The organism is Solirubrobacter soli DSM 22325 (assembly GCF_000423665.1).
Taxonomy (GTDB): Bacteria; Actinomycetota; Thermoleophilia; order Solirubrobacterales; family Solirubrobacteraceae; genus Solirubrobacter; species Solirubrobacter soli.
This window is the reverse complement of record NZ_AUIK01000001.1, coordinates 268109-289223: the sequence shown is the minus strand read 5'-3', so window position 1 is coordinate 289223 and position 21115 is coordinate 268109. Positions and strand designations below refer to the sequence as shown.

The 21115-nt window shown below is 71.9% G+C and carries 19 protein-coding genes; 8 read left to right on the top strand and 11 right to left on the bottom strand.

Annotated elements, in window-relative coordinates; genetic code table 11:
- Window positions 1–27: 27 nt before the first annotated feature.
- Window positions 28–429: a nitroreductase family deazaflavin-dependent oxidoreductase gene (locus tag G569_RS0101430; protein WP_028062087.1), complete on the top strand. Its 402-nt coding sequence runs from the start codon at window positions 28–30 to the stop codon at window positions 427–429.
- On the opposite strand, the gene G569_RS0101425 is transcribed toward G569_RS0101430, so the two are convergent.
- Entirely contained in the window at window positions 426–734 is a 309-nt protein-coding gene (locus G569_RS0101425) for a PilZ domain-containing protein (protein WP_169542039.1), read from the bottom strand. The two genes, G569_RS0101430 and G569_RS0101425, sit on opposite strands and share 4 nt — an antisense overlap.
- Before the next feature lie 20 nt (window positions 735–754).
- Here G569_RS0101425 and G569_RS0101420 point away from each other — a divergent pair, with 20 nt between their 5' ends.
- Window positions 755–1339 (top strand): flavin reductase family protein, encoded by a 585-nt coding sequence (locus tag G569_RS0101420; protein ID WP_037494155.1) that lies wholly within the window; start codon window positions 755–757, stop codon window positions 1337–1339.
- On the opposite strand, the gene G569_RS0101415 is transcribed toward G569_RS0101420, so the two are convergent.
- Window positions 1329–2609, bottom strand: a complete 1281-nt coding sequence (locus G569_RS0101415) for a TolB-like translocation protein (protein WP_028062084.1) — start codon at window positions 2607–2609, stop codon at window positions 1329–1331. The genes G569_RS0101420 and G569_RS0101415 overlap by 11 nt on opposite strands.
- 124 nt (window positions 2610–2733) lie before the next feature.
- Here G569_RS0101415 and G569_RS44710 point away from each other — a divergent pair, with 124 nt between their 5' ends.
- Together G569_RS44710 and G569_RS44705 are read left to right on the top strand one after the other, a co-directional pair.
- Window positions 2734–4662: a putative bifunctional diguanylate cyclase/phosphodiesterase gene (locus G569_RS44710; RefSeq protein WP_211232880.1), complete on the top strand. Its 1929-nt coding sequence runs from the start codon at window positions 2734–2736 to the stop codon at window positions 4660–4662.
- Between the two features lie 119 nt (window positions 4663–4781).
- Window positions 4782–6662, top strand: a complete 1881-nt coding sequence (locus G569_RS44705) for a hybrid sensor histidine kinase/response regulator (RefSeq protein ID WP_169542038.1) — start codon at window positions 4782–4784, stop codon at window positions 6660–6662.
- A gap of 63 nt (window positions 6663–6725) precedes the next feature.
- Here G569_RS44705 and G569_RS0101400 read toward each other — a convergent pair whose 3' ends face one another.
- Window positions 6726–7565, bottom strand: coding sequence for an aldo/keto reductase (locus G569_RS0101400; protein ID WP_028062083.1), 840 nt, complete (start codon window positions 7563–7565; stop codon window positions 6726–6728).
- 25 nt (window positions 7566–7590) lie between these two features.
- On the opposite strand from G569_RS0101400, the gene G569_RS0101395 reads away from it, so the two are divergent.
- Window positions 7591–8139 carry a dihydrofolate reductase family protein gene (locus G569_RS0101395; protein ID WP_028062082.1) on the top strand — a complete coding sequence of 183 codons (549 nt, stop codon included), beginning with the start codon at window positions 7591–7593 and terminating at the stop codon, window positions 8137–8139.
- On the opposite strand, the gene ligD is transcribed toward G569_RS0101395, so the two are convergent.
- From ligD to G569_RS0101370, 5 genes are all read right to left on the bottom strand, one after another.
- On the bottom strand, window positions 8136–9128 hold the full coding sequence (gene ligD / locus G569_RS0101390; protein WP_028062081.1) for a non-homologous end-joining DNA ligase: 993 nt from the start codon (window positions 9126–9128) through the stop codon (window positions 8136–8138). The genes G569_RS0101395 and ligD overlap by 4 nt on opposite strands.
- A gap of 96 nt (window positions 9129–9224) precedes the next feature.
- Window positions 9225–9983 (bottom strand): lysophospholipid acyltransferase family protein, encoded by a 759-nt coding sequence (locus G569_RS57010; protein WP_053225686.1) that lies wholly within the window; start codon window positions 9981–9983, stop codon window positions 9225–9227.
- On the bottom strand, window positions 9980–11593 hold the full coding sequence (gene larAH / locus G569_RS0101380; RefSeq protein WP_053225685.1) for an NPN-dependent hydroxyacid isomerase, LarAH14/15/16 family: 1614 nt from the start codon (window positions 11591–11593) through the stop codon (window positions 9980–9982). Before larAH ends, G569_RS57010 begins: the two co-directional genes overlap by 4 nt.
- Window positions 11594–11610: 17 nt before the next feature.
- The gene (locus G569_RS0101375; RefSeq protein WP_028062079.1) at window positions 11611–12750 is read right to left on the bottom strand and encodes a zinc-dependent alcohol dehydrogenase; all 1140 of its coding nucleotides are present in this window, start codon (window positions 12748–12750) and stop codon (window positions 11611–11613) included.
- Window positions 12751–12913: 163 nt separating this feature from the next.
- Window positions 12914–15121: an HAD-IB family hydrolase gene (locus G569_RS0101370; protein WP_028062078.1), complete on the bottom strand. Its 2208-nt coding sequence runs from the start codon at window positions 15119–15121 to the stop codon at window positions 12914–12916.
- A 39-nt stretch (window positions 15122–15160) separates the two neighbouring features.
- On the opposite strand from G569_RS0101370, the gene G569_RS57005 reads away from it, so the two are divergent.
- The gene (locus G569_RS57005) at window positions 15161–15751 is read left to right on the top strand and encodes a TetR/AcrR family transcriptional regulator (RefSeq protein WP_028062077.1); all 591 of its coding nucleotides are present in this window, start codon (window positions 15161–15163) and stop codon (window positions 15749–15751) included.
- Here G569_RS57005 and larE read toward each other — a convergent pair.
- From larE to larB, 3 genes are read right to left on the bottom strand one after another with little or no spacing between them, the layout of a single operon-like run.
- Window positions 15714–16529, bottom strand: a complete 816-nt coding sequence (gene larE, locus G569_RS0101360; protein WP_028062076.1) for an ATP-dependent sacrificial sulfur transferase LarE — start codon at window positions 16527–16529, stop codon at window positions 15714–15716. The two genes, G569_RS57005 and larE, sit on opposite strands and share 38 nt — an antisense overlap.
- Complete coding sequence (gene larC / locus G569_RS44690; RefSeq protein ID WP_037494153.1) at window positions 16496–17632, bottom strand: nickel pincer cofactor biosynthesis protein LarC; 1137 nt, start codon at window positions 17630–17632, stop codon at window positions 16496–16498. Before larC ends, larE begins: the two co-directional genes overlap by 34 nt.
- Window positions 17629–18303 (bottom strand): nickel pincer cofactor biosynthesis protein LarB, encoded by a 675-nt coding sequence (gene larB / locus G569_RS0101350; protein WP_211232878.1) that lies wholly within the window; start codon window positions 18301–18303, stop codon window positions 17629–17631. Before larB ends, larC begins: the two co-directional genes overlap by 4 nt.
- A gap of 71 nt (window positions 18304–18374) precedes the next feature.
- On the opposite strand from larB, the gene G569_RS63630 reads away from it, so the two are divergent.
- Complete coding sequence (locus G569_RS63630) at window positions 18375–20291, top strand: L-type lectin family protein (RefSeq protein WP_028062074.1); 1917 nt, start codon at window positions 18375–18377, stop codon at window positions 20289–20291.
- Window positions 20255–21082: an OmpA family protein gene (locus tag G569_RS63625; protein ID WP_169542037.1), complete on the top strand. Its 828-nt coding sequence runs from the start codon at window positions 20255–20257 to the stop codon at window positions 21080–21082. The genes G569_RS63630 and G569_RS63625 overlap by 37 nt, the downstream gene beginning before the upstream one ends.
- The last annotated feature ends 33 nt before the right edge of the window (window positions 21083–21115 follow it).

Genomic DNA, 21115 nt, shown 5'->3' with positions numbered 1-21115 from the left:
CTTTAGGTTTCGGGGTAGCTTCTAGGCATGCTCTTCGGAAAGGAACACACCACGAAGTACCGCGAGACCGGCGGCGAGGTCGGTCACGACTGGCAGGGCACGCAGACGCTGCTGCTGACCACGACCGGCCGCAAGAGCGGTGAAACCCGCGAGTTGCCGTTGATCTATGCCCCATGGGACGACGCCTACCTGATTGTCGCGTCCAAGGGCGGGGCCGACCAGCCGCCGGCCTGGTACCTGAACCTCGAGGCGGACCCGAACGTCGAGGTGCAGGTCATGGCCGACCGCTTCAAGGCCAAGGCGCGGGTCGCGACGCCGGACGAGAAGGCGCAGATGTGGCCGACCATGACCAAGGAATGGCCCGCCTACGACGACTACCAGAAGAAGACCGACCGGGAGATCCCGATCGTGGTGCTGGAGCGGGCCTAAACGGGCTGGGTCAGCGCCGCGATCTCCGACCGGGCCTCGTCGCCGAGCTTCTCGAAGCGCAGCGCGTAGATCCGGTAGGCCTGCTCGCGCAGGACGCGGGCGCGGCCGTTGACGCGGCCCCGGTCCGGTAGCTCGAACTCGAGCAGCTCGTCGACGCTGAGCGGGCGGTTCGTGTGCACGCGCATCCCGCCGGGGCCGATGTCGACGGTCCGCGCCTCGATCATCTTGCCCGTGCGCCGGTGGAGGTTGCACTCGAGCGAGACCTCGGTGCGCCAGTTGCGCCGCCGCTCACTGGTCACTCCCACGTCAGGAAGTATGCCTCCCAATGGTCTTTTACACACCGGCAAATCGCGACCGCGACCTGCTGCCCCATGACCCCTTTAAAGCGTTCGTCGCGCCGCGGCCGATCGGCTGGGTCTCGACGGTCGGTCCGGGCGGGGAGGTGAATCTGGCGCCCTACAGCTACTTCAACGCGGTCAGCGACAACCCGCCGACCGTGATGTTCTCCTCCGACGGCCCGAAGGACTCGGCGACGTTCGCCCAGGCCACCGACGAGTTCGTCTGGAACATGGTCACGTACGACCTGCGCGAGGCGATGAACCAGACCTCGGCGACGCTGCCGCGCGGCGAGAACGAGTTCGAGTTCGCGGGGCTGGAGATGGCGCCGTCGCGGCTCGTCGCGCCGCCGCGCGTGGCCGCCACCCCGGTCGCCTTCGAGTGCAAGGTCGTGCACCGCGTCCAGCTCCCGCGCAACATCGTCACCTTCGGCGAGGTCGTGGGCGTGCACGTCGACGAGCGCCACATCGTCGACGGCCGCTTCGACACCGCGGGCGTGCGCCCGATCGCCCGCTGCGGGTACCGCGGCGACTACGCCGCGGTCACCGAGCTCTTCGAGATGATCAGGCCCTGAGCCGGAACGCGAGCGTCACGGCCTTGCCGCCGCCGACCGACACAGTCAGGCGGGAGCCGTGGCGCGGGCGCACCTTCACGCTGTTGAGGCCGGCATGGCCCTGCAGCGTGCGCTTGACGGCGCCGCCGAGCTGCACGCCGGCGGGGGCGGAGAGCGTGAAGCGCAGCGTCGTGCCGCGGCGCTTGGAGAACGTGCGCGGGTGCAGCGAGACGCGCGAAAGCGTCACCTTCGCCGCGCCGGCGCCCGTCGTCGCCGAGCCCGTCCCGGTCCCGCCGCTCGGGGCCGACGCCGGCGCGGACACGCCGGCCGGTCCGAACGCCGGCTCGCCCCCGCCCGGGATCAGCAGGTGGTCGTTCGTGCAGTCCGGGTTGGTCACGTGCACGCCGTCGGGCGCGCCGTAGGCCAGCAGGCCGCCGCTCGGCGCCCACGTGGGGTTGTCGGTCTTGCCCACCGGGCCGCGGCAGACGATCGTCGGCTCCGCGAAGCCGCTGTCCGGGTTCACGTAGTCGGGCTCCGGGTAGGGCGGCTCGCCCGAGTACGCGGGGCCGTTGGTCGTGGCGACCACGAGCTGCTGGCCGGAGTCGGTCATGGCGATCCGGGAGCCGTCGCGGCTGAGCGCGGGGTCGTCGTACCAGTGGTAGGCGGCCACGCCCCACTCGTCGACGGGGTCGCGCAGCCCGAACCACCACTGCGCGGCCGGGTACGTGTAGCCGTGCCCGGTCCCGAGCTTCCACGTCCACATGTTCATGAACATCCCCTGCGTGCCGAGCAGGCGGTCGTTCGTGATCCACTCGGGCTGGGTGAACGACATCTCGAACTCGCTGTCGGTCGCCGGGCTCGTGAAGCGGTCCGCGTAGCTCCAGGTGCCGTACGAGCCGGTGTTGAGCCAGCGGATGTCGTGCTCGAGGTCGTCATAGGACGACTGGACGTAGAAGTAGTAGGCGAACCGCGTGCCGTCGGGGGAGAGCCGGGCCTCGTAGGGCCCGCCGATCGAGCGGGGCGCGTCGGTGCCGATCGCGTCGACGGCGCTCAGCACGTGCCCGGAGCGGTCGAGCCGCACGAGCTGCCGGTTGCGCACCGCGCCGATCGTGCCGTCCTCGGCCTGCGACGGCGACGAGTAGCCGCCGTCGGTGGTCAGCTGGTAGCCGGCCGAGCCGTCCGCGGTGGTCAGGTAGAGGTTGCCCTGCTTGACGTAGACGATCGAATCCGCCGCGGCGGGGGCGGCCGCGGCGAGGAAGAACGCACTGGCGAGGATGGGGAGGAGTCTCACTGCGCCAGGGTCCCAGCGCGTGCCGGGTATGTCGTCCGCCACGAGGACGAATCGTGTCGTTCTCGAGGATGAACCCGAAACAGGTTCGTTGCTCCTCTCAGCCTCTGCTGCTTGGATAGCTCTGATGGTCGCTGGGGTGCTCGTCGTTGCGAGCCTCGTCTGCGTTGCGTCGGCCGTGCTCAGGCACCACAGCCGCGTCGCGGGCGCGCTGTTCGCTGCCGCGCTGGCCGCGGCCGCCGCCGACGAGCTCGGCGCCACCCAGGGCTTCCACGACGTCGCCGTCGCGTTCGCGTTCGCGGGCGTGCTCGCGATGGTGCTCCAGCGGCTCGGCCGCCCGCTGGCGCTGTCCTGGCTGGACGCGGCGATGGGGGCCTGCGCCGTCGGCGCGTTGTCAGCCACCACGGGAGCGGAGCTTCCCGCCACGCTGGCGGCGGTCGCGGTCGCGGCGGTGCTCGGCGTCGCCCGCTGGCGCCTGACGATCGCGCTCGCCCTCGCGCTGGCCGGGGTCGCCGCGCTCGGCGAGCTGCCGGTGCTCGCCTGCGTGTTCCTGGTCGCGGCGCTGCAGGTCCCGGAGCCGGACGCGCCGCCCGCCTCGGAGTTCAGCCCGATCGTCCTCGCGGCGATCCTCGCCGACGCTGCGACCGCCCTGACGCTGCTCGTCGTCGGGCAGTTCGTGAGCCTCCCGCCGGTCGCTGCCACGCTGGCGACGGTCACCGTCCTGACCGGCATGGCCCGCGCGGGGGTGACCGTCGTCGACCGCCTGCGCGCGACCGAGCGTGACGCCGTCACCGACGACCTGACGGGCCTCGGCAACCGCCGTCACCTGCTGCACAAGCTGGCCGAGGCGCTCGAGGACAAGCACGGCGACGTCGCGCTGCTGCTGATCGACCTCGACGGCTTCAAAGAGCTCAACGACACCCTTGGGCATTCGGCGGGCGACGAGGTGCTCCGGCAGATCGGCCCGCGCCTGCAGGAGGCGCTGCTGCCGGGCGCCACGCTCGCGCGGCTCGGCGGCGACGAGTTCGCCGTCGTGCTCGACCCGGGCGACGAGGCGAGCGCGAGCGCCACCGGCCTGCGGCTGCGCGCCGCGCTGGAGCGCTCGTTCGGCGTCGGCGGCATCCGCGTCCACATCGACGCGAGCATCGGCATCGCGCTCTTCCCCGAGCACGGCCACGACGCGCTCGAGCTGCTGCAGCGCGCCGACGTCGCGATGTACGAGGCCAAGCGCACCCGCACCGGCCACGAGGTCTACCTGCCCGAGCGCGACCACCACTCGCGCCGGCGGCTCGAGCTGCTGGGCGAGCTGCGCGACGGCCTGGCGGACGGCGAGCTCGTCCTCCACTACCAGCCGAAGGCCGAGATCGCGACCGGCGAGGTCCACGGCGTCGAGGCGCTGGTCCGCTGGGCGCACCCACGCCGCGGGCTGCTGATGCCGTCGGACTTCCTGCCGCTCGCCGACCACTCGGGGCTCGGCCGCTCGCTCACCGCGTTCGTGCTCGATCGCGCGCTGGAGGAGATCGGCGACCGCCGGCGCGACGGGTTCGACCTCTCGGTGGCGGTCAACCTCGGTCCCGCGGACCTGCTCGACCTCGGCCTGCCGTCGGAGATCGACCGCGCGCTCGAGAAGCGTCACTTCCCGGCGTCGTGCCTGCGGCTGGAGGTCTCCGAGGACGTCGTGATGGCCGATCCCGAGCGCACCCTGGAGGTGCTGGCGGGGCTGCGCGCGATCGGCGTCGCCACGGCGCTGGACGACTTCGGCGCCGGGCACGTCTCGCTCGGCCACCTCAAGCAGCTCGACCTCGACGAGCTCAAGATCGACCGCTCCTTCGTGATGCGTCTCGCCGACGACGAGCGCGACGCCGCGATCGTGCACACCACGGTGGATCTCGGGCGCCGGCTCGGGATGCGCGTCGTGGCCGAGGGCGTGGAGAGCGCCGAGACCTGGGACACGCTCGCTGGTCTGCACTGTGACGAGGCGCAGGGCTTCTTCCTGGGTCGGCCGATGACGGCCAACGCGCTGGCGGGGTGGTTGCGCGAACGCGCAGCCGCCTGACCGAGCCTGGCCAGCGGCACGCCGCCCCGACCGCGGGTTTCAGGGATCGCGAGGCGGAGGCGTCCCTCACCGCGTATGGTCACGTCCGGGAAGGCTGAATGGGCTGGAAATTTGGTGTGTTGGAAGCCCTGGTCGTGGCGCTCCTGCTCACGGCGCTTGTGTTCCGTGCCGCGCGGCTGCTCGCCCGCGCCCGCAGGCGTGAGCTGGCGATCATCGAGTCGACCGTCGACGCCGTCGTCATGCTCGACGCCGAGGGGCGCATCCAGGCGTTCAACGCCTCTGCGGAACGGATCTTCGGGCGCCGGCGCGAGGACGTGCTGGGGCGTGAGCTCGGGCCGCTGGTGGTGCCCGAGGAGCATCGCGAGGCGCACCGGCAGGGGGTGCGGCGGGCGGTCGCGACGGGTGAGTCGAAGATCATCGGCCGCCCCGTCGAACTGACCGCCCTGCGCGCCGACGGTACCGAGTTCCCCGCGGAGATCACGATCTCGCGACTCTCCGGCGAAGGGCCGCTGACGTTCGTCGGGCACGTTCGCGACGTCACCGAGCGGCGGGCGGGCGAGACGGCGGCGCGGGCGCTCGCCGCGCTCGTCGAGTACTCAGCGGACGCGATCGTGCTGATCGGGCCCGACCGCCGGGTGGAGAGCTGGAACGCCGGCGCCGAGCAGATCTACGGGTACCGGCGGGACGAGGCGATCGGGCGCTCGGTCGCCGAGCTGATCATGCCGCCCGAGCGGCGCGACGAGCTCCCGACGGCGATCGAGCGTCTCGTCGATGCGGGCTCGCTGACGTTCGAGGTGATGCACATGCGCCGCGACGGGTCGGAGTTCCCGGTCGCGGCGACGGCGTCCGTGATCGCCGGCGCTCAGGGCGAGCTCGTGGGCATCTCGCTCATCACGCGCGACATGACCGAGCGCGCCGAGCTCGAGGAGCAGCTGCGCCAGTCGCAGAAGATGGACGCGATCGGGCAGCTCGCCGGCGGGATCGCGCACGACTTCAACAACCTGCTGACGGTGATCGCGGGCTACGGGCAGCTCGCCCGGGCGCGCGTGGGCGGCGGGCCCGGCTCCGCGGAGCTGGCGGAGATCGGGCTGGCGGCCGAGCGCGCCGCGATCCTCACCCGCCAGCTGCTCGCGTTCTCGCGCCGCCAGATCCTCGACCCGATCGTGCTCGACCTCGGCGAGGTCGTGCGCGCGCTGACGCCGATGCTCGAGCGGTTGATCGGCGAGGACATCGTCATCCAGGTGCGGTCCCAGGACCGCCTGCCGGGCGTGCTCGCCGACCAGGGGCAGATCGAGCAGGTCGTCGTCAACCTCGCGGTCAACGCGCGCGACGCGATGCCCGACGGCGGACGGCTCGAGATCGAGACCCGCGCGGACGGCGTGTTCGTCCGCCTGGCGGTGACCGACACCGGCGTCGGCATCCCCGCCGAGGACCTGCCGCACGTCTTCGAGCCGTTCTACACGACCAAGCCCGTCGGCCAGGGGACGGGCCTCGGGCTGGCTTCCGTGCACGGCGCGATCACGCAGTCGGGCGGCAACGTGCGCGTGCGTTCGCAGGAGGGTGTCGGGACCACGGTCGAGATCTCGCTGCCCGCGACCTCCGAGCGCGGGCGGGCGGCGCCGGCGTCCGGGTCGGCCGAGACCCTTGGCGGGCACGAGACGATCCTGCTCTGCGAGGACGAGGAGGGCGTCCGCGCGCTGGTCGAGATCGTCTTGAGCGGCGCGGGCTACCGGGTGCTCGGCGAGGCGCGGCCCAACGACGCGATCGAGCGCGCCGCGCGCGAGGACATCGACGCGCTGGTGACCGACGTGATCATGCCGGACATGCCGGGGCCGGAGCTCGCGCGCCGCCTCGAGCTGCCGACCCTGTTCGTGTCGGGCTACACGGCCGACACGGTGCACGGGCGCGGCAGCCTGCCGCCGGGGAGCGCCTTCCTGGAGAAGCCGTTCGACAGCGACACGCTGCTGCGGACCGTGCGCGAGTTGCTCGACGCCAGGTGAACGAGCCCGGCCGACGTCCGCCTGCGGACCAGCGCCGCATACCGGGCATTCCGGTTGCGCGTCCTACGTGAACAGCGGCGAGAGCCGCAGGCCCGCCATCTGCTCGTCGGCCGGCCGGTCACCGGCCCGTTCGGCGGCGTCGAGCAGCTTCGGCAGGATGTCGACGTCGCCCGTCGTGAGCAGGAAGACCTGCGGGTTCGCCAGGACCCAGCTCACCGCGAGGTCGATGTCGCCCTGGTCGGTGAGCGGCTCGTACCAGGTCGAGGCGGTCTTCTCGCGGCCCTCCCATGGCTTGTAGGCGAGGCTCTTGATCGTCTGCAGGGCGACGTCGCGCTCGGCGCACATTGCCGCCAGGCCGTCGAAGGTCTCGGCGTAGCGCGGGTCCTGCATCTGCGCCCAGTTGTACGGGCAGAGCACGGTGTCGAAGTCGAAGCGCCCGAGGCTGCGCTGATGCATCTTCGGGACGCTCAGGCCGTGGCCGGTGACCCCGATGAAGCGCACGAGGCCCTCGTCACGCGCCTCCAGGCAGGCCTCCAACGCGCCTCCGGGGCTCAGCGCGATGTCCCACTCGATCACGTCGACCAGGTTGTGCAACTGGATCGAGTCGACGTGGTCGACCCCGAGCCGGTCGAGCGAGCGGCGGATCTGCTCGCGCGCCGCGGCGTACGTCCGCTCGCCGGTCTTGGTGGCCAGGAAGAACTCGTGCTCCTTGAGCCAGGTGGAGATCCTGAGCTCCGCGTCTCCGTAACTTGCGGCGACGTCGATGTGGTTGATGCCGTGCTCGAGGATCACCTCGAGCGTGCGGTCAGCGTCCGCCTTGGAGACGTCGCCGAGCGCCGCGGCACCGAAGATCACGCGGCTGGACTCGTGTCCGGTCGCGCCGAAGGGGGCGCGCTCGATCATGTCCGGCAGGATACGGTGCCGACCTATGGGAGGCATTCGTGTACACGAGTTCATGACGCTCGACGGCGTCATCGACGCGCCGACGTGGACGTTCGAATACGGGTTCGACCCCGAGATGGAGAAGACGCTCGCGGCGATCACCGGCAACTGCAAGGCGATCCTGCTGGGGCGCGAGACGTACCAGATGTTCGAGCCGGCGTGGTCGACACGGACGGCTGACGACGACCCCGGGGCGCCGTTCTTCAACGACACGATCAAGTACGTCGTGTCCAGCACGCTGACCGAGGCGACGTGGCGCAACTCGGAGATCATCGGGCCGTACGACCCGGCGCGGATCGCCAAGCTCAAAGAGGACGTCGACGGCGACATCTACATGAGCGGCTCGGCGACGCTCGTGCAGGCGCTGCTGACGGACGGGCTGATCGACGAGCTCAACCTGTTCGTCTACCCGCTCACGCTCGGCGGAGGCGTGCGGCTGATCCCCGAGGGCGGGCCGCAGCTCAAGCTCGCGCTGCGGGCCGCGCAGACGTACGCCAACGGCGTCGTGCACCTCGCTTACGGACCTGCGGCCTAGTCCTTCTTGGCGCGGCTGGGGGCGACGCGCGGGGGCTCGTCCGGCTGCTTCGGGTAGACCGGCGGCCACGGCGCGTCCATCAGGCCGCTCGCGCGGTCGCGCGCGTTCATCTCCAGCAACGGCTCGAGGGACTGGGGGGCGTCGTTGATCGTCGCCCACGGGTCGTCGCGGCCGGCCACGACCGGCAGCGTCAGCTCGTCCGGGTCGACGTCGTCGAGCTCGTCCCAGCTCAGCGGCGTCGACACCTGAGCGCCCTTGCGCGCGCGGACCGACCAGGCGCCGAAGACCGTCTTGTGCGGCGCGTTCTGGTTGTAGTCGACGAAGATGCGCTTCCCGCGCTCCTCCTTCCACCACGCGGCGGTGAGGATGTCGGGGCGGCGGCGTTCGAGCTCCCGCGCGACCGCCACCGCCGCTGAGCGCACCTCGTAGGAGTCCCAGCGGGGCTCGAGCCGCACGTAGACGTGCAGCCCGCGGTTGCCCGTGGTCTTGGGGAACGCGACGATGCCGAGCTCGTCGAGCAGCGCCTTGAGCTCGTGGGCGGCGACGACCGCGTCCTTGAAGCCGGTGCCCGGCGTGGGGTCGAGGTCGAGCCGCAGCTCGTCGGTGTGCGCGGCGTCGTCGGCCAGGTACGGCCAGACGTGGAAGCCCAGGCATGCGAGGTTCACCGCCCACGCGACGTGGGCGACGTCGGCGACGACGAGCGCTCGTGACGGCGTCCCATTGACGGTCTCGACGGTGGTCGTCTCGAGCCACTCGGGGACGTTGTCGGGCACCCGCTTCTGGAAGAACCCCTTGCCGCTCGCGCCCTGCGGGAAGCGCTGCATCAGCACTGGCCGCCCGCCCATCGTGCGCATCAGCGGCTCGGCGACCGCGGCGTAGTAGCGCACGACGTCGAGCTTGGTCTCCCCACGCTCGGAGAACAGGACCTTCCCCGGGCTGGTGATCCGCACCTCGCGCCCGGCCAGGCGGATCGTCTCTTCGTCGGCCACGACGCCAAGATAAAGGGGTCAGGCCCCTTTAGGTCCGCAGGCCGGACTCGCGTGCGGGTGCGAGGCCGTCACCTAAAGGGGTCAGACCCCTGGCACCTACGACTCGATGGCATCGTGGAGGCGGGCGGTGAGCTCGGCGGGCGTCTCGCCCGGGCGGGGGTGGAGCGGGCGGGCGAAGGTGACCTTGGTCTTGGCGCGGCGGTTCAGGCCGCGGCCCTTGGGCATCACGAGCGCGGTGCCCTCGATGTGCACGGGGATGATCGGGGCGCCGGCGGTCAGCGCGAGCTCGGCGACGCCGTGGCGGTAGCCGTCCGGGCCGGCGCCGCGCGTGCCCTGGGGGAAGAGCAGGACGTTGCGGCCGTCGCGCAGGTGGGCGGCGGCCGCTGCCAGTCCGCGGCGCTGCCCGCCGCCGCGGTCGAACGGGAACGTGTTGATCCAGAACGCGCTCGCGATCGCGTAGCCGCGCTTGCGGTAGAAGCGATCCGACGCCGCGCCCACGACGGTGCGGGTGCGCCAGGCGTGCGGCAACGACAGCAGCACGAGCGGCGTGTCGATGTCCGACTCGTGGTTGGGCGCGAGGATCGCCGGCTGCGGCGCGTGGATCAGGTCCTCCGCGCCGATCACGGTCGGCTGGGCGACGAGCCGCGTCGCGGGGAACAGCAGCGTCTGCTGGGCGATCTCCCGGGCGAGCGCGGGCTTGGGCTCACGCAGCCATGGCTGGTCCTCGACGCCGCGCTCCGACCACGGGTCCTTGCCCGCGGTGATCGTGCGCCACTTGCGCGGCGCCGGCTCGCGGCGAGAGACGTTCGCGCCCGCGAGCTTCTCCAGACGGCGTCCTCCGGACGCGAACTTCATGCCTCGACCTGGGCGTAGAAGAGCGGCGGGCAGTGGAAGTGCGTCAGCGACGGATCGCGCCCGACGACCTGCTCGGCCATCTCCAGCGCGTCGCGCATCGTGTCCGCGCGGCGGAAGCCCAATCGCCGACACGCCTCGGGGTCGCCACCGACGAAGATCACGTCGCCGAGGTGCTGCAGCGCGTGCGCGCCCCAGTACCACATGTAGAACGGGTGCACGCCGTGGTAGGCGTAGCTCGTCCGGTACAGGTGGCGGTACCACTCGTCCTCGGCGTAGGACTTCTCGAAGCGCTGCTCGATCTCGATCGGGTCCGTCGTGGTCGCCAGCACCTCCTCGTAGAAGTCGACGTACGAGGGGTGATGCACGGGGTGGAACTCGCGCGAGACCGGGTGCGTGAAGATCATCACGCCGCCCTCGCGGACCAACGGCACGCCGTGGTAGAGGTTGAAGAAGTACCCGAGCCCCATGCACATCACGAGCACCGGGTTGAGGATCGAGTTGACGTTGTACGGGCCGACGTAGGGCAGCCCGGCGGTGACGATGTCCGCCTGCCCCCGCACGCCCACGGCCTGTTGGGCGGCGCAGTGCTCCAAGGTCACCTCGTGCACCGGGGCGACCGCGCCCGCGGTCACGCCGGTCACCGCGTACGGCGCCGTCGACTTATGGAACGCGGCCCGCCGCAGCTTCGGGTTCATGCGGTCGGTCGTGCGCTTCAAAGCCGCGAACGTGGCCTGGTCGCGCGGCGTCCAGCGCGCCTCGGGCTTGGCGAGGAACGCCAGCGGCCCGTCGAACATGTCGTTATTGAGCGTCGTCTCGATGTGGAAGATCGGGACGGCGGCCTCGACGATGTCGCCCTGGCGGCCCGCGCTGTTGTGCAGCTCGGACTTCGACGGGTCCATGAACGACTTCGAGTGGCGCATCGTGTGGACGTTGTGGTGCGCCTTGACGCTGTTGTACGTGCCCAGGCCGACCGCGACGGACTTGTGCCCGCCGTCCATCGTGACCAGGTTGATGTTCGCGTAGATCAGCAGGTCCGAGTCGGCGGCCCGCTTGGACAGCTCGACGGCCTCGCCGTGCCCGGTCTCGCCCAGCGAGACGATCGCGTCGGGATCCTCGGCGTCGTGGTTGTAGAGGCGGTCGGGATAGAACTCGTCGAAGATCCGCGAGCCCACCGCGCGCTTGAGCTCGTCGGGCGTCATCCGCCGGTGCAGCGCGAGCGCGGCGATCAGGTGGATGTCCTCGACGCCGGCGCGGTAGGCGCGCTCGAGCACGTGCTCGATCACCCGCCCGCGGATGTCCGGCGTCTTCATCGGCGGGAGCGGGAGGCTGATGTCGTCGAACGCGATCGTCAGCTTCATGCCCGGGCTCAGCAGCGAGTCCAGCGGGTCCATCCCCAACGGGGAATCGAGGGCGGCGGCGATCGCCGCGTCGACATCCACCAACCCCTTCAAAGGCGGCGGCGGATAGATGATCCGCGAGCCGACCGGCAGGCGCTCGAGCCGGAACGACTCGCCGGAGTGGAACAGCGTGGGCGGCGAGTGCTCGTGAACCTCCACGACGCACGACTCGCGCTCGGCGGCGGGGTGACGGCGCTTGGAGCGCTCGATCATCCGGGTCGGGGCAATGCTCATGCGGCGATCTCGAAAACGGTCTTGGCGTGGCCCGCTCGCGCGGCTTTCGGGGCGTGGTCGATGGCCTTCTTGTGCAGCCGCAGCGGCCAGCCGCGGTCGATCAGACGGCCGGGCTTGAGCACCTTGGCGAACTCGAGCGCGCGCGGGAAGTCGTGCTCGTAGCCGTACGCGCTCTGGATCTGCAGCTCGCGCAGCCAGGCCGCGGCCAGGTCGGCCTTCAGCTCGCCGGGCATGCCGACGAGGATCACGCGACCGCGCGCACGCGTCATCGTCGTGGCCTGTTCAAGGCTGGCTCCGCTCCCCACACAGTCCAATACACAGTCGAAGCCGCCAAGCAACATCTCGCGGCCCTGATGACCGACCAACCTGCGCGAATTGGTGATCCGCGCGCCCTCGATGTAGATGCGGTCGGGGGCGCAGACGTCGTCGGCGCCGAAGCGCCGCGCGGCGGTCTGCTGGCCCGAGTGCTTGGCGACCGCGATCAGCGTCGCGGACGGCGCCGCGTCGCGGACCGCGGCGAGCGTGAGCAGGCCGATCGTGCCCGCGCCGATGATCGCGACGTGCTCGCCGGGCTGGATGTCGGCGATCCGCGCGGCGTGCAGCGCGCACGCGAGCGGCTCGACCAGCACGGCGTCCTCGTCCGACAGATCGTCCGGCACCGCGTGCAGCTGGGACTCGTGCGCCACGAGGCCCTCGCTCCACCCACCGCCGGTCTCGCGGCAGAAGCCCGTCTGCAGGCCCGCGCTGACGACGCCGTCGGTGGTGTTGCGGCAGAGCGCGGGGAGCCCCTGCGCGCACTCCGTGCACGCCGGGAGCCCGCGCGCCGCGCACCCGAGCGCGGGCTGGACGACCACGCGCTCGCCGCGCCGCGGGCCCGCGCCGATCTCGCCCACGATCTCGTGTCCGGGAACGAACGGGGTGGACGTCAACGTGGCGAGATGCAGCGACGCCTTGCCGGAGAGCAGCGCGAGGTCGGAGCCGCAGATCCCGGTGAGCGTGGGCCGCACCGGAAGCCAGCCGGGACCAGGGCTCCTCGGCCAGCGGATGTCCTCCAACGCCAGCGCTCCCGCGCCGGGAAGACCCGCGCGGGTCGCCACGTACTTCGTGAGCGTCGGCGTGTACGTCAATGCCTGCACTAGTGGCCACCTCCGGGAGTACGACGCATTCCGGCGGGCCCCGCCCGCCGCTGCCGGGCGGCGGCCGCCGCCCACGTACTACCGGTATGCCGACGGCGGCCGCCGCGGGCAGCGACGACCGGTGATCTGGCCGGGCGATGCGCCGTACTCACGGACGTGACCACTACACCGCCGCCTTCTCGGTCGTCCATTCCTCGATCGGCCAGCGCCGGCGGCGCGCCTCGCGGGAGAGCCGGAAGTCCGGGTTGATCGGGTGCGGGTTGCCGACCAGTTCGAGCATCGGCAGGTCGGCCAGCGAGTCGCCGTAGGCGTGGCAGTGGGCGAGATCGACGCCGTGGTCGGCCGCCAGGCGCGCGGTCATGCTGGCGCGGCCGTCGGCGGTCAGCGGCGGCTCGGCGAGCTCGCCGGTGAAGCGTCCCACCCGCTCGACGAGCCGCGCCGCGACGAGCTCGTCGCCGAGGTGCTTCAAGGGCTCGACGAGGAAGTCCAGCGCGCCGGTGAGCAGGATCACCTTGTCACCGCGGCGCTTGTGCTCGCGGATCCGCCGGACCGCCTCGCTCTGGATGCGCGGCTGGATGAAGTCCGGCAACGCCTCCTTGGCCTGGATCTTGAGCTCGCGGCTCGGGAGGTCCTTGTAGAGGCGGTAGAAGTTGCGGTTGAACGCGGTGCGGCTGCGCCGGTCCTCCATGATCCAGCCGGGGACCCGCGCGGCGATGCCGGCCGTCCACACGAGCTTGTCCAGCTCCGGCATGTCGCGGGTGCGCAGCCACGCGTAGAAGTGCGCGACGGTGCTGTCCAGGATCACGCCTTCGACGTCGAAGACCGCCAGCGCGGGCGGGCCCTCGGGCGCGGGGCGGCGGCTCGCGCTGCGGATCTTCTTCGGACCGGGCGCAGGCGGAACGGCGATCGCGCGCAGCGCGGGCAGGTGGACCTCGCCGAGATAGTGATCCCAGTCGATCTCGTCGACGTCGAACCCGAAGCGCTCGACGTCGTCCGGATGCAGCTGCGCGAGCAGCTCGCGCGCGTTGCGGTCGTCGAAGACGCAGTCGAGCGCGCCGTACGGCCAGTAGATCTCGTTCAGGCGGCGGAGGCGGTCGACCTTGCGCTGATCCTTGTGCAGGCGCAGCTCGACGTCGTCGGAGCGCGGGATCGGCAGCCGGTCGACGAGATCGCGCCCCTTCTTGAGCACGCGGTCGGCGCGGTCGAGCGCGCCGAAGACCTCTGTGGGCGAGGGGAACCGCCACTCGGGCACTTCGACCGGCAGACCGTCCTCGTCGGGCAGCGGGTAGTTGCGGAAGTAGCCCTTGGAGAGCTCCGCCAGCTCGCCGATGGTGAACGGCTTGCGCATCCCGGTCGAGACGTTCAGCGTCCGCACGTGCCCCTTCTCGGGCGGGTACGCGGCCGCGACCAGACACGCGTTGGCGACGAAGTCGACGGGGATGATGTCAATGCGGATCGAGCTGTTGGCGGCGAAGCGGCCGGGGATGATCCCGGCGCCATAGCCGAGGATGATCGGGTCCGCGACCTTCAACGATTCCATCCACCCCGGGTACGGCGTGTGCAGGGCGGACTCGACGATTGCCGGCCGGACGATGCTCAGGTCCTTCGGGCCGGCGGCGATCAGCGCGCGCTCGCCCATCGCCTTCGAGAGCCCGTACGTGTCGCTCCAGCCGAGCGCGCGGGCGCGTTCGCGGCCACGCTCGGTCAGCTGCTCGCGCACCCACTCGTAGCGGAGGATCTCCGCGCGCGTGCCCATCGCCGGGCCGCCGGCGGGGCCGACCGCGCGTTGGGCCTCCTTGACGAAGCGGTGCTGGTGCTCGGGAAGACGCGACTCGGCCTCGATGTCGGCGCGCCACTTGCGCCCCGCGGCGAGCTCGGCGTCGAGGTCCAGCCACGGCTCGCTCGGCGCGGTGCCGGACGGGCGCTCGAGCACGAGCCCGGTCCGCTGGCCGGCCGCGTACGCGGTCGAGACGTGGATGAAGTACGGGTCGCCGCCGGCGGCGCGGACGGCTGCGAGCAGGCGCGCCGGACCCTTGCCGTTGAGCTCGAGCGCCTCGTCGAGCGCCTGCTCGAACGAGACGCTCGCGGCGCAGTGGATGACTATGTCGTAGGGCTGATCGAGCTTGAGGCCGTCGTCGCCGAGGTCGCCTGAGACGGCCTGGACGGCGCTGCCGTCGAGGCCGTCGAAGGGCGCGCTCGTCAGCACCTGGTTCTGGAGGCGGTCGTGGGCGTCGCCGCGCAGGAGCACGGTGACCTGTGTGTCTCCAAGCTCGCGTACGACCTGGGCCAGCAACGCCTTGCCCACGAAGCCCGAGGCACCGGTGAGCAACAGCGTCTTGCCGGCCAGCCGCTCTTTGAGGGTTACGGGCAAGACGTCACCGTACCAATCTCTCTACTAACGTGTCAGTAGATGGCGTCGACGGACCGCATCCTCGAGGCGGCACGCGGGGAGTTCGCACAGCACGGCTACTCCGCCCGGCTCCAGGACATCGCCGAGCGCGCGGGGGTCAAGCACCCGACGCTGCTCTACCACTTCAAGTCCAAGGAGAACCTCTACGCCGCCGTGATCGAGCAGGCGATGCTCGACTGGGCGGCGATGACGTCGGCCGCGGTGTCGGCGGCGCCCGTGGGCTTCGATCGCGTCGCCGCGCTGGTCGCCGCGGGCATGGAGTTCTTCGCGACCCACCACGACTTCGTCGTCATCTGGCGGCGTGAGGCGATCGAGGGCGGCGGCCGCCTGGAGGACGCGATGGCCGAGCACATGCGCCCGTTCCTGGATCGCGCGGTCGCGTTCCTGGAGCGCGAGGTCGCCGCGGAGCGGCTGCGCGAGCACGACCCGGTCGAGCTGATGCAGCTCGTCTACGGGGCGGTCTCGACCTACTTCTCCGACGCGGGGTTCCGGGCGCGGTTGAGCGGCGTCGACCCGATGACGCCGGAGGCGCGGGCGCGCTTCGCCACCGCCCTTACGGCGATGCTGCGGGACGCACTAGCGCCGCGTTGAGCCGGCCCGACTTGAAGGGCTTGAGGTCGATCACGGCGTGGTCGTAGCCGGCGTCCTTGATCGCCGTGACGATCCGCGCCTCGTTGGCCAGTGCGCGGTCGAGGTCGGGCGCGTCGACCTCGAGGCGCCCCATGATCCCGTGGTGGCGGACCCGGATGACCGGGAAGCCGAGGTCGCGCACGGCGTGCTCGGCGCGGTCGATCAGCGCGAGCGTGCGCGGGTCGACGCTGGTGCCGTAGGGGATCCTCGACGCCAGGCAGGGGCTCGCGGGCTTGTCTGCGCTGGGCAGCCCGAAGGCGCGCGCCAGCTCGCGGACCTCGGCCTTGCTCGTGTCCTGGAGCGGGTGGACGACGCCGTGCTCGGCGGCGGCCTTGAGGCCCGGGCGCCAGTCGCCTTGGTCGTCCTGGTTGGCGCCGCTCAGAAGCGCGTTGAAGCCTCGCTGCTTCGCGAGCTCCGCCAGCACGTCGTAGAGCTCTGACTTGCAGAAGTAGCAGCGGTCCGGCCCGTTGGCGCGGTAGCCGGTGCGGGCGAGCTCGTCGGTGCGGACGATCTCGTGGGTGATGCCGATGTGCTCGGCGACGCGCTTGGCGCCCTCCAGCTCGCCCTGGGCGACGGACGGACTCACCGCGGTCACGGCCAGCGCCTTGTCCCCGAGCGCCCGATGGGCGAGCGCCGCGACCACGGACGAGTCGACGCCGCCGGAGAAGGCGACGATCGCTGAGCCGAGGCCGGCGATGCGCTCGATCAGCGGTGCGCCGCTGCGATCGCCTTCGCCCATACGACCTTCACCGGTTCGTTGGAGATGTGCGCGGCCCGCTCGACGTCCGCGTGCTCTGGCGCGAGGTTGACGACCTTCCCGTCGAGCTTTCCGACCTTCACACGTACAGGCTCGCCGTTGACCTCGACCGTGAAACTCTCGCGTTCGAGCTCGATCCGGGCGAGGTGTGAGATCCGGACGCCGAGGCTTGACGTCTCGCGCAATATCGCCTCTGCGACATGGCGTTCGTCGCCGGGGCGGGCGAGCGCGGAGAGCGTGAACGCGGGGCGGCCGCGCTTCATCTGGATCGGCGTCGTCCACACGTCGAGCGCGCCGGCGGCGAAGGCGGCCTGCGCGGCGTCGGGCGCGAGCTCCGGGAGGAAGTCGTCGAGGTTGGCCTCGATCAGGCTCACCCCGCCGCTCTTGGCGTCGGTCCCGAGGATCGCGCGGACGACGTTGGGCAGCTCCTCGAGGTCGCGGGTGCCGGCGCCGTAGCCGGACCCCGCGACGGTCATCGCGGGGATCGGGCCGAAGGAGGTCGCGAGGGCGGCGACGAGCGCGGCGCCGGTCGGCGTGACCAGCTCCTTGTCGATGTCGACGCCGTGGATCGGCGCGCCTTCGAGCAGGCTCAGCGTGGCGGGCGCGGGGAGCGGGAGGCGGCCGTGGGCGGCCTTGACGAAGCCGCGGCCGACGGGCAGCGGCGAGCAGACGATCGTGTCGACGTCCAGCGACTCGAGCGCGAGCGCGACGCCGACGATCTCGCCGATCGCGTCGATCGCGCCGACCTCGTGGAAGTGCACGTGCTCAGGGTCGATCCCGTGGATCCGGCCCTCGGCGATCGCCAGTCTCTCGAACGCTCGCTGGGCGCGGTGTCTGACCCGCTCCGGGAGGTCGGCGGCGTCGAGTTGCGCGCGGATCGACGACCAGTGGCGGTGCGGCTGCGAGGGCGCGCCGGTCACGTTCACGGTGGTCGCGACGATCCCGTGCTTCTCCGCCTTGCCCAGCTGCAGATGCAGCCCGTCGACGTTCAGGCCGGACAGGTCGACCGTGGCGCCCGCGTCGATCAGCGCGCCGAGCAGCATGTCGCCCGCGACGCCGCCGATGCAGTCGATGTAGAGGATCACGCCGCCGCCCTCCGGGCGATCCGCGCCGCGATCGTTCCGGCGCCGAAGCCGTCGTCGATGTTGACCACCGCGACGCCCGCGGCACAGCTGGTCATCATCGACAACAGCGCGGAGACGCCGCCGAAGGTCGCGCCGTAGCCGGTGCTGGTGGGCACGCCGATCACGGGCGCGGCGACGAGGCCGCCCACGACGGACGCGAGTGCCGCGTCCCAGCCCGCGACGACGACCACGCAGTCGGCTCGGCGGAGGTCCGGCAGCGCGGGCTCGAGCCGGTGCAGGCCGGCGACGCCCGCGTCGCGATGGACGATCACGGTCGTGCCGAGCAGCTCGGCGCGGACCTGGACCTCGCGCACGACGGGACCGTCGCTCGTCCCCCCGCTCACGATCGTGACGAGGCCGAGCGGCGCGGGCGTGTCGCGCGCCACCCAGGCCAGGCGTGCGCGCTCGTCCTCCTGCGCGTCGTCGGCCACGCTCTTGAGCGCCGCGCGGTGGGCGGCGTCGGCGCGGGTGACGAGCACGCTGCTCGCGCCGCCGTCGAGCAGCGCGGTCGCGATCGCGGCGACCTCGTCAGGCGTCTTGCCCTCGGCATAGATCGCCTCAGGCGCGCCTTGGCGCGCCTCGCGGTCCGTGTCGACGCGGGCGAACCCCAGATCAACGAACGGCCGGTCCACGGCTCCGGAGGTTATCCGGAGGCTGACAACGCTCCTCAAGCGCAAGCGGACCCGTCCGACCGATTTGGGGTGTGAACCCGATCTCGAAACTCCCCAAGTGGAGGAGCGCTCTGGCCGTCGCCGCAACGCTGCTCGCACTTCCCGCAACAGCGTCCGCCACCGGCCCGTTCCCGCTCACGGAGGGCTTCACCGGCACCACCGCACCCGGCTGGACGACGAGCGGCAGCGCCGTGCTGACCGCCAACTCCATCGACACCCCCGGCGACGGCTGGCTGCGGCTAACGCCCGCCGCCGATCCCGGGCGCGTGGGCGCCGCCTACAACACCACGTCGTTTCCGTCCTCCGACGGCGTCCTCGTCGAGTTCGACTACGCCGCCTGGGGCTACACGGGCAGCTGGCCGCGTGGCGCGGACGGCACGAGCGTGTTCCTGTTCGACGCCTCGCAGGCCTTCAGCCTCGGCATCGAGGGCGGCGGACTGGGCTACACCGGGTGCGACAACCAGGGTCGCCCCGGTGTCCCCGGCGGTTATGTCGGCATCGGCCTCGATGAGTACGGCAACTTCGGCAGCTCGGTCTACTGCGGCCGCGGCAACGGCGCCGGCCTGTACGAGATGCCGAACTGGGTCGGCGTGCGCGGGCCGACCGCGAGCAACGCCCCCTGGCTCGGCGGCGCTCCCGTCCCGGCCGGCAAGACGCTCGAGGCGACCCGCGCGAACAAGATCCGGGTCACGGTCGCCGTCGCCGACGGCAAGGCGTACACGTGGCTCCAGTACGCCGACGGCGTGCGCCAGGTCGTGCTCAACGGCGTGCCGCTCGGCGGCGCCGCCCCCGCCAACCTGAAGGTCGGCTTCGCCGCCTCGACCGGCGGCTCCAACAACAATCACGAGGTGCGCTCGATCAAGGTCGCGCTGCCCGTCGACCTGACCGCCACGGCGACGCAGCAGCCGTCGCCGGGCGCCCGCGACCGCATCGTCGACTGGGACGTCACGGTCTCCAACTCCAACCTCAACGCCACCGACGACGCCCCCGTCACCCTGCGCGGCGGCGGGCTCACCGACATCGCGTGGACGTGCACGAACGCCACCGGCGGCACCTGCGACACCGCGAGCGGCACCGGCCTGACCGCCGGCACCGTCGACCTCGCGGCGGGCGGCTCCGTGACCTACCACGTCACCGGCAAGGTCACGGGCGCCGCCGACACCGCCGACCTCGGGTTCGAGGTCGCGCCCGGCCCTGCCAACGGCGAGCTCAACCCGGCCGACAACGTCGGCAGCGTCCCCGTCGTGCTGACGCCGAAGGCGACCACGCCGACGATCGCGCACGCCGCCAACGGCGTCGTCACGACCGCCGACCCGACGTGGCTCGGCGGCTCGCTGACCACGTCGCGCCGCTGGCAGCGCTGCGAGGCGGATGGCACGAACTGCACCGACATCCCGGGCGCGACCGGCCTGACCTACACGGTCGGCGCGCAGGACGCGGGCAAGACGCTCCGCGCGGTGTTCAGCGCCACCAACGGCGCCGGGACGACGGAGCTTCCGACGGCCACGCTCGCGCTCCCGCAGACGGCGATCACCGCCGGCCCCGCCCAGCGGACGACGCTCGCCGGCGCGACGTTCGCCTTCACCGCCGACGGGCCCGTCGGCACCACCCTGGAGTGCCGGCTCGACGGCGGCGCCTGGACGGCCTGCACGAGCACCAAGCAGTTCGAGCACCTGGCCGAGGCGAGCACACCTTCGAGGTCCGCTCGGTCTACGGCGGCCTGCCCGACGCGACCCCGGCCGCCTGGCACTGGACGGTCGACACCACCGCTCCGGCCGCGCCCGCGGTGCTCGCCGGCCCGAACGGCGACACGACCGATCGCACGGCTCGCATCGAGGTCGGCATCGAGCCCGACGCGACGCTCGAGTGCGCGCTCGACGGCGGCTCGTTCGGTCCGTGCGCGTCGCCGATCGTGCTCACCGACCTCGCGCTCGGCGGCCACGTGTTGACCGTCCGCCAGGTCGACGCGGCCGGCAACGTCAGCCCGGCCGTCGAGTACCGCTGGACCGTCTCCGCCAAGCCGGTCGATCCTCCGGTCGCGCCCGCGCCGCCGACGCTGGACGCCCGCATCTCCACTCGCGCGACGGTCGAGAACGGCAACACCGTCGGCGTCGGGTGCACGATCGCGGGCGACACGGTCCGCAGCTGCACCGTCAACGCCTACGCGGACGTCAGCGAGGCCCGTCTCGCCCGCGCGAGCGCCGTCAAGCGCGTGCTCGTCGGCACCGGCAGGACCACGGTGACCGGCGACGCGAAGCAGTCCGTCGTCGTCAAGGTCCTCCTCAACGCCACCGGCCGCAAGCTCGTGCGCAGCTCGGCGGGCGGCCTGAAGGTCCGCCTCGAGGTCGACGCCAAGCTCGCGCGCGGCGAGACCCGCAGCGCGAAGCTCGCCGCCACCCTGCTCCCGCGGGAGACGGTGATCGTGCCGGTCGGCCCGTTCGGGACGTCGCGCAGCGCGCTGCGCATCACGGCGGATCAGATCGTGCACGGCATCGCCCGCGACGTGCGTGGGGCGAAGTCGATCACGTGCATCGGCCACACCGACTCGCGCGGCAGCGCGGCGGCCAACCGGGCGCTCGGTCAGCGCCGCGCCGCGCAGGTCTGCCACAAGCTGCGCCGGCTCGGCGTGAAGGGCAAGCTGGTGATCCGCAGCGCCGGCGAGACGCAGCCGCGCGCGACCAACACGACCGCGGCGGGGATGGAGCGCAACCGCCGCGTCGAGGTGCGAATCACCTACTGAGGGTGCGCCAGGCCGACCCATTCAGGGTACGGC